The 13,825-nt window shown below is 64.3% G+C and carries 9 protein-coding genes; 3 read left to right on the forward strand and 6 right to left on the reverse strand.

What is annotated here, in order from left to right:
- Positions 1-233 precede the first annotated feature (233 nt).
- Positions 234-3,068: an NACHT domain-containing NTPase gene (locus KLK06_RS40355; RefSeq protein WP_374197177.1), complete on the forward strand. Its 2,835-nt coding sequence runs from the start codon at positions 234-236 to the stop codon at positions 3,066-3,068.
- An 89-nt stretch (positions 3,069-3,157) separates the two neighbouring features.
- On the opposite strand, the gene KLK06_RS40360 is transcribed toward KLK06_RS40355, so the two are convergent.
- Positions 3,158-3,367: a DUF397 domain-containing protein gene (locus KLK06_RS40360; RefSeq protein ID WP_214640964.1), complete on the reverse strand. Its 210-nt coding sequence runs from the start codon at positions 3,365-3,367 to the stop codon at positions 3,158-3,160.
- An 18-nt stretch (positions 3,368-3,385) separates the two neighbouring features.
- Entirely contained in the window at positions 3,386-4,243 is an 858-nt protein-coding gene (locus tag KLK06_RS40365) for a helix-turn-helix transcriptional regulator (RefSeq protein ID WP_214640965.1), read from the reverse strand.
- A 263-nt stretch (positions 4,244-4,506) separates the two neighbouring features.
- Here KLK06_RS40365 and KLK06_RS63235 point away from each other — a divergent pair, with 263 nt between their 5' ends.
- The gene (locus KLK06_RS63235) at positions 4,507-4,944 is read left to right on the forward strand and encodes an ATP-binding protein (RefSeq protein WP_374197183.1); all 438 of its coding nucleotides are present in this window, start codon (positions 4,507-4,509) and stop codon (positions 4,942-4,944) included.
- 497 nt (positions 4,945-5,441) lie between these two features.
- Here the strand turns inward: KLK06_RS63235 and KLK06_RS40375 are convergent, their stop codons facing one another.
- From KLK06_RS40375 to KLK06_RS40390, 4 genes are all read right to left on the reverse strand, one after another.
- Complete coding sequence (locus KLK06_RS40375; protein WP_214640967.1) at positions 5,442-9,989, reverse strand: AAA family ATPase; 4,548 nt, start codon at positions 9,987-9,989, stop codon at positions 5,442-5,444.
- 1,064 nt (positions 9,990-11,053) lie between these two features.
- Positions 11,054-11,209, reverse strand: a complete 156-nt coding sequence (locus KLK06_RS40380) for a hypothetical protein (protein WP_214640968.1) — start codon at positions 11,207-11,209, stop codon at positions 11,054-11,056.
- Complete coding sequence (locus KLK06_RS40385) at positions 11,206-11,358, reverse strand: hypothetical protein (RefSeq protein WP_214640969.1); 153 nt, start codon at positions 11,356-11,358, stop codon at positions 11,206-11,208. The genes KLK06_RS40380 and KLK06_RS40385 overlap by 4 nt, the downstream gene beginning before the upstream one ends.
- 43 nt (positions 11,359-11,401) lie before the next feature.
- Positions 11,402-12,217 carry a CPBP family intramembrane glutamic endopeptidase gene (locus tag KLK06_RS40390; RefSeq protein WP_214640970.1) on the reverse strand — a complete coding sequence of 272 codons (816 nt, stop codon included), beginning with the start codon at positions 12,215-12,217 and terminating at the stop codon, positions 11,402-11,404.
- A gap of 471 nt (positions 12,218-12,688) precedes the next feature.
- On the opposite strand from KLK06_RS40390, the gene KLK06_RS40395 reads away from it, so the two are divergent.
- The gene (locus KLK06_RS40395) at positions 12,689-13,663 is read left to right on the forward strand and encodes a glycerophosphodiester phosphodiesterase family protein (protein WP_308168675.1); all 975 of its coding nucleotides are present in this window, start codon (positions 12,689-12,691) and stop codon (positions 13,661-13,663) included.
- Positions 13,664-13,825: the final 162 nt, after the last annotated feature.

Consider the following 13,825-nt stretch of genomic DNA (forward strand, 5'->3'; position numbering starts at 1 on the left):
CTCTGCTCCGCCGGGCCATGACCAACTTCGCTGTCACCGACCTGGCCGGTCTCGTCCGGATCGTCAAACGCAAGCTGAAGAAGATCCAATACCGGCCCCACCTGCTCACCGGCTGCCTGGCCCAGACCGGACTCACCCTCGATACCCCGACAAAGCCATGACCGACTCTACGAATTCAACCTGTGTAGCCAGGTTTGCCTGAGGGATCCCCTCAACATGGTCATAATTGCAGCATGGCGAGGGAGTACCGTTACTCAGAAGCAGTCACTCTCTTGGGAGGGACGGACCCAAGAGTTAGAACGTTAGACACTGTGTTAAGCGCAGCTACGCTCGGTATGTGGGATCTCATCGATGCCAAAACTGAACTCATCAAGGTTGGCAATGATCTGCTTGGGCGATGGCGGGACTGGCGTGCGAGCAAGGTGTGGCGTGACCGTACCGAGAGAATTGAGGCAGCGCACACAGTACTAGTGGTAACCGCATTCTTTGAGGCCGTTAAATACTCGGGCCTCAAGCTGCAATTCAGCAAAGGTGAACAGGAAAGACTTGCCAAGCTAGATCAGAACGATTCTGCACGTCTACTCACTGTACCGGGTTGTCCTTCGGCCCAAGTCTCATACGAGGAGACTCTAGACGCGCTAGAAAAATATTATTCTAGGCTTTCCGGGCAATTAACGCGCTTTATTCAAGGGTTGGCGATCTGGGAGTCATTACCCGAACATAAGCGTGATCGCTATTCCGAGAGTGCGCTAAGCCTAGCTGCTCTACGGTGCTATAAGGATAAGTATCGGCAACTGGCTATGGACGTGCCAGAGTTTGCCTTCTGGTCGAGCATGGTGGATCACCAGGCAACACGAGCAAGCCTTGGCGAGCTTGAACGGCTCTTGTCGAAGATTGCTACCAGCGAAGTGCTCGATGTGCAACTACAAAGCCTGGCCAGGTTGCATCGAGCGGCCCTGGATAGGCCTATCGCGGAGACAGGCGATGTACCAATGGGAATGGTACTGCCCGCCCTGGCTGACGCCTATATCACGCCAAACTTCTTGGCCAAAGAGGCAGGGCCCAGGCACAATCCGAGTCTGGAGGAATGGTGGGAGACGTGCCGATTGCGCGCAGACTTTACCAGTTTCCTAGCGAGCTTTCTTACTGGGTCGGCGGCCAGTCGTGTCCCGTTGGTAGTCCTAGGTCAACCTGGAGCCGGAAAGTCCGTACTCACTAAGGTGCTTGCGGCGCGGCTCCCAGCACAGTTCCTGCCTGTTCGTGTGCCGCTACGAGAAGTCCATGCCGGTGCGGACATTCAGGAGCAAATTGAGCAGGCGATTTATCGGCTCAGCGGTGAGCGACTAGAATGGCCAGCCCTTGCTCGAGCCGCCAAAGGTGTGCTACCCGTCGTTTTCCTTGACGGCTTTGATGAGCTGCTTCAAGCAACGGGCGTTCGTCAGTCCGATTATTTGAAACAAGTCGCACAATTTCAGCAACGAGAGCTCGATGCCGGACGGGCCGTTGCAGTCATTGTGACTTCCAGAACGGCGGTGGCCGATCGCGCTGAATTTCCCGAAGGAACAATTGTGGTCCGACTGGAGCCATTCGATGATGCACAGGTCCGCAATTGGTTATCCATCTGGAATGAAGCTAACGCTCCATATTTCAAATCATCACAAATCGAGCCCTTTACGTGGGATGTTGCGCTTTCACAGATAGAACTTGCTAGGCAGCCGCTCCTGCTTATGATGCTAGCTTTCTATGACGCTGACGGTAATGCACTCCGACGTGGCGTTAAAGAACTGGGACGCGTGGAACTCTATGAGCAGCTTATGCGTAGGTTCGCCAAGCGGGAGCTTGAAAAAGAGTTTCCAGATGATCAAGTTTCTGTCCAGGTAGACAAGGAGCTTTTTAGACTTTCTATCATCGCATTTGCTATGTTTAATCGGGGTCGTCAATGGGCAACGGGCGGCGAGGTGGACGCAGATCTTGCGGTCCTGTCGCCTCCAATTATTCGCCCAGCTTCCTTTAATTCCCCGCTCACTGCCAGCGAAGAGGCTTTCGGGCGCTTCTTCTTCGTCCATCAGGCGCAAGCTGTTCGTGACGGAGATATGCTCCTGACGTACGAGTTCCTCCACGCCACCTTTGGTGAATTCTTAATAGCGCGGCTAGTCGCAACGCTTCTGCATGAATTGGTCGCTCAGGAGCGCACTTTCATTGGCACCAACGATGGATTGCTAGGGGCTCTGCTATCTTGGGCGACGTTGTCCAATCGAACACCGGTACTTAACTTCCTCAGCGAACTGATAAAAGAATCAGCGCGGTGCAAGGCGCTGATTGCTCGGCTTCTGCAGGGAATTGACAGCCACAGATATTCTGAATATGCCAGCTATGAACCGTTGCGCGGGGGTCCTGCGCGACGCCATGCATATTATTCGGCTAATCTATTCATGTTGGGGCTTGCTGCAGGGATGAAGCGCGCTAGCGAGATTATGCTACGTGACGCTGACATTCTAGCGGAATGGCGTAAATTTACATTCCTGTGGCGCTCTCAGTGTACTCCTACCGACTGGCTTGGACTCGTTCGAGCTGTCGCTACATATCCTCTAAATTTAGAGGGTGGAAGGTTTGATCTGCATCTGGGGCTGACGCCTCTCGGAGAGTTTGCTTGGGGAGAGGTGGATTCCGTTTGGATCTCCAAACTTGACCTTTCTGCAACAGATCTTTTGCAACAGGCCGCTTTCTGCTGCTCAGAAGAAGTTCTTCATCTGCATGCGGTAGAGCCGCTTAGACACCTGGTGCTTGTGCAGGAAGAAAAGGGATTGACTAAATATGCCCTCCGCACAGTTTTGGAAATCTTAGCCTTGCGGCACGGGGCCCAAGCTGACCGTATTGCGGCATATCAAGCTGTGGCCTCAGTCTTTGACGAGATCGAGGCCAGCGTGCCCCTTAAGGCGGTTCTCGGCGATCTTTCGATGCTTGATCCTGATGACGTTCATGTTCTGCTTGAGGAAGTTGCTGCAAAATCACCTATTAGTCGACGTCTTGTGGACTTCGTTGTGCGGCATGGTCTCAAGCGGAGATGAATTCTTGGCCTGCCCACGGGGATCGAGCCGCTGTCGCTCCAGGACGTTGTGTCCACGTCCGACCTCGGCAGCAGCCGCTGGCGCTTTACTCAGTCGAAGAAGTCGAACTCTCCCGCCCGAACCCCATCCAGGAACGCCTGCCACTCCGCCCTGGTGTAGACGATCGCGTCGCCCTGAAGCTTGCTGTGCCGGACCGCCACCCGGCCCGTTCCGTCGTTGAGAGGGCCGGCCTCGACGCAGTTGCCGCCGCCGTCGGCGCTGAAGCTGCTGATGTGCCAGGAGATGTCGGGGGTGGTCATGATCGGACGGCTCCATCCCTAGGCGTCGGAGATGCTGTCCGCAACTGCCGCGATCAGGTCCAGCGAGTCTTTGGCATTGAGTGAATCGCGGTGAATGCGGTCATATTTCAGCTTAAGCCTGTCAGCTGCCTGACCTTCCACGTAGATGGAACCCGCCGGCGTGGGGACATAGGCGACGGCCGGGTAGGGCTCGGGGAGTTCGAAGATGCGAAAGGCGCCGTCCGGGCTGGCATGTGCTCCTGCGGAGACTGGGAGGACCCGGACCTCGACATTGGGGGAGGAGGCGTGACTCGCGAGGTGGGACAGTTGACTGCGCAGGACCTTGGGGCCGCCGACCATGCGGCGTAGTGCGTACTCCTCCAGGATCGTGGAGAAAGCAGGGCCGTCGTCGGTCAGGATCTTCTGTCTGGTCAGGCGAAACTCGACCCAGCGGTCGATCTGCTCACTGGAGGCGTCCGGGTCCTCGGCACGGATGACGGCTTCCATGTAGTCCCGTGTCTGGAGCAGGCCGGGGACCACGAAGGCGTCAAAGGAGCTGATCTTCTCGGCGCGGTTCTCCAGCCAGGCGTAGTCCACGATGCCGTGCGACACGTCGCCGGAGTAGTCGTCCCACCAGCCGTTCTGCCACACTTCGCGGCTCAGGCGGGTGAGGGTTTCGCGCTCGTTCAGGATTGTGACGCCGTACAGGTCGAGCAGGGCGATGACGTCAGGGGTGCGGGCCGGATAGAGGCCCGCCTCGAAGCGGCTCACTGTGGAAGCGTCGCGCTGGAGGTAATCGCCGACCTCCTTCAGCGTGAGGCCCGCGCTTTCGCGTAGCTCCCGTAGGTGCTTGCCGAGCCATTGGGCTCGGAGCGTTACGCCACGCTTCCCGCTCATGGTCACCACCTTGTCGGCTGCTGGCAGCTTCCGCTGCGTAGTTCAGTTGAGAGATCTTCATCGATTTGCTGTGCAAGCTTGCATGGTGCATGTGAGCATCAGTGTATCTGCGGAACGTAACGGAGTAAGTCGTTTGCGTGATGGCGTCCAACGCTGTCGGCGGAGGAAAGGTGGGGGCGATGAACGGCATGGCGTGGCGCTGTGATTTCCCTGGTGAACGAGTTCAGTTGCGTACCGTACGTCGGCTCGCTGCCGCGCTGCTGATGGACTGTCCCGCACGCGATGATGCGATCTCCTGCATCGTCGAGTTGGCCAGCAACGCGATCTTGCACACGAGGTCGGCGGGCGGTGTGTTCACGGTCGGCATCTGGTCGTCCAGGACCACCGCCCGAATCGCGGTGAAGGACGCCGGCGGATCGAGCAAGCCTGTCCTGCGTGCATGTCGTGGGGGAGAGATGTCAGAAGGCGGGCGAGGGCTCGCCATAGTGGCCGCCCTCTGTACGCGGCTGAGCGTCACGGGAGACGAAACCGGGCGCGTCGTCTGGGCTGACCTCGCCTGCGACGGTGGTGCTGGTGACCTGGCGCCAGGGGACGAGATATCGCTGCCGGAGCAGGCATGCGATTGCTTCTGGGGTTCGCGCGCCTGGCCGTCTCCAGCGGCGTCTTCTGCTGTCTCCTCGGGAAGCAGAGGCGTCTCGTGAACGACCACACTTGGCATGGTCTGCGCGCTGCGCCGCTTCAAGCCGGGCATGGGCCAAAGGTCGGGTGATCCCGAGTAGCTCGATGCCGTGGGCCGACCAAGGAGACATGCGGCATCGATCGCCCCGACCCCGTATGGAGTTTGGCCAACGCCAGCGATCGTCACGACATGCGCCCTCGCTCCTCCAGCGCGGGTCCTGGCATCGGCAAACGTTTCGGGCCGAAAGGTTCCGAGTGGCTGACTGCCTGACCTAGAACGGGCCGACCCCAGATAGTTGTCCGTTGGGCCGTCCTGCGGGGATCAAGCGCTCGTCTGGGCCGGTTCACTGTCGCGGCCGCGCTGGCCGCACTTGCGCTCACCGGCGCGCTGTTCGTCTGAACTGTGGCTTGCACGCTTTTCTGTGCGTCGGCGATACCCTGGTGGCGAGGCAGGCACCCAGACGCTCAACAACCTCGACCTGCTCTCCAGCGTCATCATCGCCCTGGGTGATGACATCATTCAGGGACAAACGGCACGGAACTCCACTCCGCGTGCATACTCGTCCCACTCAGCCTGAGTCAACGGATCCCCGGGAAGTGCGCACATGGCGGCGGGAAGATCGGATGGGGGGCCTGCCATCAGCCGTACCCAGCCCTGCTCGTTGTTGAGGTCACCGGTCCTGCTACCACTGGCCAAGGTATGGCCGTCCGGGCTGAAGACCGCCGAGACCGCATAGCCGACGGGGTCGTGCAGGGCGGGGCCGATCTGCCTGCCGGTGGCGCGGTCCCACAGCCGTATCCAGCCCTCCGCGGTGTTGATATCGGCTTTTACGCGGCCGCTGGCGCTCGCCAGCGTGCGGCCGTCCGGATTGAAGGTCACCGACGTTACCGAGCCGTCAGGGTCGCGCAGGGCGGGACCAGCCTGTTTGCCGGTGGCGCGGTCCCACAACCGCACCCAACCCCCCGATGCGCCGCTGCCGCTTGCCAGAGTGCCGCCGTCCGGGCTGAAGGCCACCGAGGACACCTTGCCGTCGGGGTCGTGCATCGCGGGGCCGGTCTGCTTGCCGGTGGCCGGGTCCCACAGCCGTATCCACCCCTCTATGTTCTCGCCGCCACCGCTCCCGCTGCTGGCACTGGCCAGGGTTTTGCCGTCGGGGCTGAAGGCCACCGAGGACACCTTGCCGTCGGGGTCGTGCATCGCGGGGCCGGTCTGCTTGCCGGTGGCCGGGTCCCACAGCCGTATCCACCCCTCCGTGTCGCTGACAATGCTGTCGCTGCCGCTTGCCAGGGTGCGGCCGTCGGGGCTGAAGTCCACCGAGTTCACGCGGCCGTCGGGGTCGCGCAGGGTGGGGCCGATCTGTTTCCCGGTGGCCGGGTCCCACAGCCGTATCCATCCTTCGCTGCCGTCATCCCCGATACTGTGGCCGCCGGCGCCGGCCAGGATGCGCCCATCCGGGCTGAAGGCCACCGAGGACACCTCGCCGTCGGGGTTGTGCATCGCGGGGCCGGTCTGCTTGCCGGTGGCCGGGTCCCACAGCCGTATCCACCCCTCAATACTGTCGCCGTCCGAGGTATCGCGACTGCTGGCGCTGGCCAGGGTGCGGCCGTCGGGGCTGAAGGCCAGCGAGGATACGTCACCGTCGGGCTCCTGCAGGGTGGGGCCGATCTGCCTGCCGGTGGCCGGGCCCCACAGTCGCACCCATCCCAGGCCCCCGTTGTCGATGAAGCTGTGGGTGGCACTGGCCAGGGTTTTGCCGTCGGGGCTGAAGGCCACCGAGGCCACCGCGCCATCGGGATCACGCAGGGCAGGGCCGATCTGCTCGCCGCCAGCCGGGTCCCACAACCGCACCCATCCGTTGGATGCGCCGCTGCCGCTTGCCAGGGTGCGGCCGTCGGGGCTGAAGTCCACCGAGTTCACGCGGCCGTCGGGGTCGCGCAGGGTGGGACCGGTCTGCTTACCGGTGGCCGGGTCCCACAGTCGCACCCATCCGTTGGATGCGCCGCTGCCGCTTGCCAGGGTGCGGCCGTCGGGGCTGAAGTCCACCGAGTTCACGCGGCCGTCGGGGTCGCGCAGGGTGGGGCCGATCTGTTTCCCGGTGGCCGGGTCCCACAGCCGTATCCATCCTTCGCTGCCGTCATCCCCGATACTGTGGCCGCCGGCGCCGGCCAGGATGCGCCCATCCGGGCTGAAGGCCACCGAGGACACCCCCGAGCCGGGGACGTGCAGAGGCGGTCCGATCCGTTTCCCGCTGGCCGGGTCCCACAGCCGCACCCACCCCTCAATGTCGGGGCTGCCGGGGCTGCTGCGGCTGCTGGCGGTGGCGAGAGTGTGGCCGTCCGGGCTGAAGGCCACCGACCATACCCGGCCGTCGGGGTCGTGGAGGGCATGGCCGATCTGTTTGCCGGTGGCCGGGTCCCACAGCCGCACCCAGCCTTCCGCATTTTCACCAGCCTCGTTGCTGCTGGCGGTGGCCAGGGTGTGGCCGTCCGGGCTGAAGGCCACCGACCGCACGCGGCCGTCGGGGTCGTGGAGGGCATGGCCGATCTGTTTGCCGGTGGCCGGGTCCCACAGCCGCACCCACCCCTCTCCGCCACCATGGCTGCCACTGGCCAGGACGCGGCCGTCCGGGCTGAAAGCCACCGAGCTGACATAGCCGTCGCGGGTCGACAGAACCGCCCGTAATGGCCTGGTTGTCACAGCCGTCATGCTGTAGCGGGCTTCAGCTGCTTGGTCGACCCGCCAGGCGGCGGCCGCCAGCTGTGCCGCCAGCCGGGGGTTGTCGTCGGGGACCTGTTCGCTCCGCGCAGCCAGGACCTGGGATGCCGCGCTGTCCCGTTCTCGTATGGCGGTCTGCTGGAGCCGGATCGCGATCGCGGCGGTCCCGGTGGATAGGAGGAGCAGGGCCGCGAGAGCGGTCATCAGGGTCCGGCGCAGGCGCGTGGTCCGGGTCTCCGCTGTGATCGCGGCGGTCAGGAACTCGGCGGGCACGCTGCCCAGGTCTGGGTAGCGATCCGTGTTGGCCTGCCAGCTGGGCACCAGTTCCCGGACGCTGGCGAGCTGTTCGCCCCGGTACAGGTAGCTCGCCCGTCTGCCGTTGCTCTGCCAGTTACGGGCGTCGTCCAGCAATTGGCTGTACTGGGCATGAGCGGCGAGGTCGCCTTCCAGCCAGCCGCGCAGCTGGGGCCAGCTCACCAGCAATGCGTCGTGGGCGATCTGCACTGTCTCCCGGTCCACAACCAGCAATCGCCGCCGGGTGAAAACCTCCAGCAGCTGGGCGAGCCCTCCGTCGGCCGGCACGTTTCCGGTGTCGTCGATGCCCAGCGCCGAGCGCGGGACCGCGCGGCGGGCGGGCACGCCGTCCGCCGTCACGAGGGTCAGCTGCTGGAACAAGCGCCGGGCGGCCGCCTTGGCCTCCTCACTCAGTTCCCGATAGGCGACGTCGGCGCTGGTGGCCACCGCCTGCCTGACCCCGCCGGTACGGTCGTAACCGTGGTGAGTCAGGCGTATGCCTTCACGGTGCTCCCAGATGGTTAGCATCGCCTGGGACAGCAGCGGCAATGTCCCGGCCAGCGGCTCGCCTGGCCCCTGCCGCAGTTCGGTCAGGATGTCGTCGGCCAGCCCAGGCTCCAGCTCCAGCCCCGCCTCGGCGGCAGGGCCGGTGATGGTCAGGCGAAGTTCCAGCTCGCTCATTGGCCCGACGATGAATGGCTGGGCCAGGGACTGGGCCAGCAGTCGGAAGTCCGCGCACCGGTCGATGTAATCGCCCCGGACCGCCATCACCACAACCGCGGCCGGGATCTCCTCCGGCCCGCACAAGTGTGTCGCCGCCGAGTGCAGCACAGTGATCAGCTCATGCGCGGCAGCCGACGAATCGTCGGCCGCGGTGAAGATCTCCTCGAACTGGTCGACGACCAGCAGTAGCCGGCTCGCCGCCGCTTGCCGGTCCGTCAGGCCCCGCCGTGCAGCGTCTGCCTCGACCGCCTGGCGAACCAGCAGATGGGATTGCTCGGGATGGTCGGCCAGTTGCCGCAGCACCGAGGTCGCCTCCAGCCCGGTCAGGCCAGCGAGCAATGTGGCCAGGCGTTCCAGAGGGGCGGAGGTCGGCCGGTCCAGCACAGCACGGGGCCACAGGCGGGCCTGCTCGCTCAGCTTCCCCCGCGCCAGCTCGGGCAGCAGTCCCGCGCGCAGCAGTGAGGACTTGCCCGCCCCCGACGCGCCCGTCACCACCACCAGGCTCGGCCCGCCTGACCGCTGAGCCAGCGTGGCCACCAGCTCCGCGACGATCACCTCGCGGCCATAGAACACCGGGGCGTCGTCCTCGTGAAAGGCCACCAGCCCTTTGTAGGGGCACTGCTCCCAAATGGCTGGGCGTGTGCGGTCCTGGCTACCCCCCGGATCGCGGGTGCGCTGTTCGATCACCGCGACCTGGTCGGCCAGCAGCCGGATGTCGGTCGTCTGCCGGTACTGTAACCCCACCGACACCTGCAGATCGGCGCTGGCCTGGTCCATCCGAGTACGAATCAGCCGTAGCTGTAGCGCCATTTCGGCGGCCACGAACCCGAACTCCGTGAACTGCTCACCTAGCCTGGCCAGGCCCGTGGCCAGCTGTCGCTGTACTAGGCGGTCTCCGCTGATCACGGCCTGTTCGATCGCCGCCCCGACCAGATCGTGGTGTCGCATGACCTCGGCGATCTCTGCCCGTAGCTGGTCGGCCCGCTCACCACCGGCCTCTAGAGCGACCTGAATCTCCTGCTCCACCATGGTCTGCAGATCCCGCCCGGCGGCGGCGGTGTCGGGCCCGCCCGGGCCCAGCCGATTGATCGCCGCCTTGACCAGATCGGTGAGCACATTGCCGCCCACAGCGGCCAGCGCGCCCACCAGCGCCGCGGTGGCCGTGGCGCCCGGGATCAGTAATGGCCCCAGCGCACCCGCCGACAACACCGCCAGCAGGGTCGGCGGCGTCCACCTCCGCGCTCCCGTACCCGCAGCCGAGGTCAGCCGCATGATGCGTGCACGTATCCCGGCGCGCATCAACTCTGACGGATCGTCCGGCGGCTGGATGCCCACGCGACTCTATCGTCGGGCACGAACGAAACGTTCCGGTCAGCGCCAAGCTCCCCGGAGCAACCTGAGCCCGCTGTACGACTTGATAACCAAGCCGGACCCGATCCTGGGCTGGAGCGGCTCCTTGGGCACGCTTCCCCGGTCATCACCCAGCGCTACGACCGCGGACAGACAGCACTGGACGGGCGCGCTGCCTACCGGCTCACCGCGCTGAAGGAGGATCCGGGGCCGCTGCATCTGGTGACACTGCCCGATCGCGCCGACCCGGGTGGTGAGCCAACATGCCTTACGCGCCTGAAAAGATCATCTCGCGTTGACCTGCGAGGAGATGCTAAGAACTCCGGATAACGATCGAAGTACGGGCATCGGCTGCCGCCGGGAAGCGACTACATCCATGAACTCGTCATGGTCCGCGTCGACGTCGCGCTCAGGAACCTCGTCGAGGTCTTCGAGGGGAGGACCGCGTGACATGGCGGAGATCCCTGACTTCCATGGCCCGCACTTCGGGCCTCCGCAGGCCAACCACGTCAAGCTGACCTGGTACGCACTAACCGATCGGGCACGGTGGATCCGCGTGGTCTCGCATTCTTGCGAGTGCAGCAGGACGTTGTACGAGCTGTGCGCCGCCGGTGGCTAAGGGTTCGTACGCTGAACGGACCGCGCCGAGGGTACCACCCACGAAACCACGTGGATGTTGACCGCGGCGGCGAGGAGTCTGTACGAACGGATCCTGCGCGGCGAGGTGCGATGAGACTGTCACGGCGGACGGTGTCCTAATGCGCGTCGGGGCAAGACCGCCCTGTGGACGGACAGGAGTTTCTCCTGGTAGGCGGCCATCACGATCGTGGTACACGGCCACGAGTCCTCCCGGTGGGCGGTCATAAGGAAGGCGGGTTGGCGGCCTGCGCCGAGCTGCCGCCTTGATGTTGAGCGCGGCGAGAATGTCAGTGGAGACGGGGACGAAATATCAGTGGTCAGATAGGTCTCCGACCAATTCCTTCTTCTTTGGCGTCGACCGACACGACCGGCTCGCTTTCGGCCATGTAGGCGGTCACCTGGAAGTGGATTTACCCGAACTGGGCATGGCGATCCGGTTGCTGGTTGCCCTCCAGCACCTCGGCGTTGCCCTGCAACGAGTACCCCGCCTCGATCAGCAGCCGCCGCGCGGTGTCGTCACTGATCGGATGCCCCTGGCGGGTCAACTCGGTGGCGAGTGTGTTCAACGACCGAGTGTGTTCAACGACAACGCCGTCCAGCGCAGCGGCGACTCTGGATCGCCCTGAGTGACCGGCTCCGCCAGCGTATCCAGCGCCGCGGGCAGCCCGGGGTCGACCTGCTCGGCTCGCTTGCGGCCCGCTCCGGAGCGACGCATCCGGAGCTCGGCCAGCGTACGGCGCCCCTCGTTTCGGGCGGTCTTACAGAGAGTAGGCGCCGGAGGCGAGGGCGATGACGCCGACCACGGTCATCAGCAGCGCCGAGCCGGGGTGCATGGCGATCGAGATGCGGATGTCCTGCTTCTTCCAGGCGAGCCAGACGCCCGGGTAGAGGAAGACAAGCTTTGACAGGACCGTCCAAGGGGCCCAGAAGTGGTACACCGAGAAGAAGAAGGTGTTGAAGAACGGGGCCCACTTGCCGAGCTGCGGGAGGCGGGGCAGCAGGAAGCCGCGGAAGTAGTACTCCTCGAGCAGGGGCAGGGTGAAGCCGGTGAACGGCGCGCAGATGAGCAGCGTGGTGAGCACGAGCTCGTGTGAGTAGCCCTGTAGGTAGGTGGCGCCGTCGGGGCCGGCGCCCTGGTAGTTCACCCAGGTGAAGAACCAGTCGTAGACGATGTTGTCCAGCGGGGTCAGCGAGAGCGAGACCACGGTCATCCACACGAGGCACGCGGCCCCGAGCCAGAAGACCTTGCGCCGCGAGAGCGGCTTGTCGCGGTAGTGGACGACGCCCTTCATCGTGAAGCGGCCGGTCTGCTTCTTGCCCAGCCACAGCAGGAACAGCTGGAGTGGGAAGAGCACAACCGCGAGGGCGATGGCCCAGGCCAGGAAGATCGGGAAGTTCATCGTCCGGACCAGGGGGGCGGCGATGAACGCGTACACGGCGACGATGACCGCGCCGGGCACCAGGTGCAGTGCGATGGAGAACGGGACGGAGTGACGGTCGGCGAGGAGCTTCGCGACGAAGCCTTTCGGCTGGGCGCCTTGGGTGTCGGCCGGGGGCCGCATTGCTGTGTCCATGCCGAGAATCGTGGCCCCGCGACCCAACACGGAGCTGACATGGCCCTGATACGGCTTCGAGTCGCCGTGAAAGGTGCAGGTTGCGGTGGGTGCGGACCGGGCGGGAGCTATCGGATCGCTCCCGCATCGCGGGTTCGACGGGGATCGGATTTATCTCCAGGAGCTGCTGTACGGCGATGCCGCCCCGGACGCCGAGACCGTATGGCAGACCACCACAGACGACAGCGCTCCGGTCACTGACCTTCAGATCCGTGCGAGCTGCCGCCTCCTGCGCGTTCCGCGAAGGTTCACGCCCCCATCACGCCATGGCCGTTACGAGGGTTGGCCAACGATCTAGCGTCGTGAGGCCAGATAGACCTAACGCAGCGGAGCCCCCTCATGCACCTTCGTCATGTCCTGCTGAGCTTGGCCTTTGTGCCTGCGCTCGCCGCGCCAGTAGCTGCCCACGCGTCAACGGCCGACGGTCCCGGCGTGTTGCCCCAGAAGACTCACTTCGACCTTCAGGCCCACCGCGGTGGCATCGGCATGACGACCGAGGAGTCGCTGGAGGGGTTCGGTAAAGCGATGCGCCTCGGGGTCAGCACCCTGGAGTTGGACACCCACGTCACCAAGGATGAGAAGGTCGTCGTCAACCACGACCGGCAGATCAGCGCCCAGAAGTGCCGCGACACCGCACCGGTCACGCCCGGTGATCCGCTGTACCCGTACGTCGGAAAGTACATCAAGGACCTGACCCTGGCTCAGATCAAGACCATGGACTGCGGGTATCAGCAGTTGCCCGGTTTCCCCGAGCAGGAGCAGATCAAGGGCTTCCGGATGATCGAGCTCAAGGACGTCTTGAACCTCGTCAAGAGCTACCGCGCCAAGCAGGTCACGCTCAACATCGAGACCAAGGTCGAGGCGGGCGCGCCCGAGCAGACCGCGCCTCGCGAGCTGTTCGTCCGCCGGGTCTTCGAAGAGATCCACACCTCGGGGATCGAACGCCAGGTCACCATCCAGTCCTTCGACTGGGGCGCGTTGATGGAGATGCACCGGCTTGCGCCGACGTGGCCGCTGGTGGCGCTGACGAACTACGACTTCCTTCAGATCGGCAAGCCCGGCGCCTCCCCGTGGCTCGGTGGCATTGACGTCGACAACTATGAAGGCGATTTCGTGAAGGCGGCCGCCGCCATCCCTGGCGTCACGGCCCTCTCTCCGAACTACGGCTTCCCGCAGAGTGGGAAGGTCGGTGACCCAGGCTTCCGCTTCTACCCCGATCAGGCGATGGTGTCGGAGGCGCACGCCCGGGGCCTGAAGGTCATCCCGTGGACCTGCGATGACCCCGCCACCATAGAGGCCCTCATGGACATGGGCGTTGACGGCATCATCACGAACTACCCGAACCACGTCCGGCAGATCATGGCCGACCGCGGCATGCGACTGCCGAAGGCCTACGCGCCGCGCTGACTCTCTCTCGGGCACGCGACATCCTCCCGCCTACCGCGACCCAGTCGAGCCCAGCAGGCCGGGTCCGCAGGTCAGACGGCGATGGCCTCGCTGTACGGAAGATGCCAGACCACGCCGCTGAGGAGCCCGCAGCCGGTGCAAATGGACGAACTCCAGCAGGTC

The sequence above is a fragment of the Nonomuraea sp. NEAU-A123 genome (genome assembly GCF_018603905.1).
Classification (GTDB): domain Bacteria; phylum Actinomycetota; class Actinomycetes; order Streptosporangiales; family Streptosporangiaceae; genus Nonomuraea.

Bases quoted from the DNA above. Each gene is read 5' to 3' on its own strand.
- KLK06_RS40365 (WP_214640965.1), bottom strand. From the start codon at position 4,243: ATGAGCGGGAAGCGTGGCGTAACGCTCCGAGCCCAATGGCTCGGCAAG.
- KLK06_RS40390 (WP_214640970.1), bottom strand. From the start codon at position 12,217: ATGGACACAGCAATGCGGCCCCCGGCCGACACCCAAGGCGCCCAGCCG.
- KLK06_RS40360 (WP_214640964.1), bottom strand. From the start codon at position 3,367: ATGACCACCCCCGACATCTCCTGGCACATCAGCAGCTTCAGCGCCGAC.
- KLK06_RS40385 (WP_214640969.1), bottom strand. From the start codon at position 11,358: ATGCGTCGCTCCGGAGCGGGCCGCAAGCGAGCCGAGCAGGTCGACCCC.
- KLK06_RS40355 (WP_374197177.1), top strand. From the start codon at position 234: ATGGCGAGGGAGTACCGTTACTCAGAAGCAGTCACTCTCTTGGGAGGG.
- KLK06_RS63235 (WP_374197183.1), top strand. From the start codon at position 4,507: ATGGACTGTCCCGCACGCGATGATGCGATCTCCTGCATCGTCGAGTTG.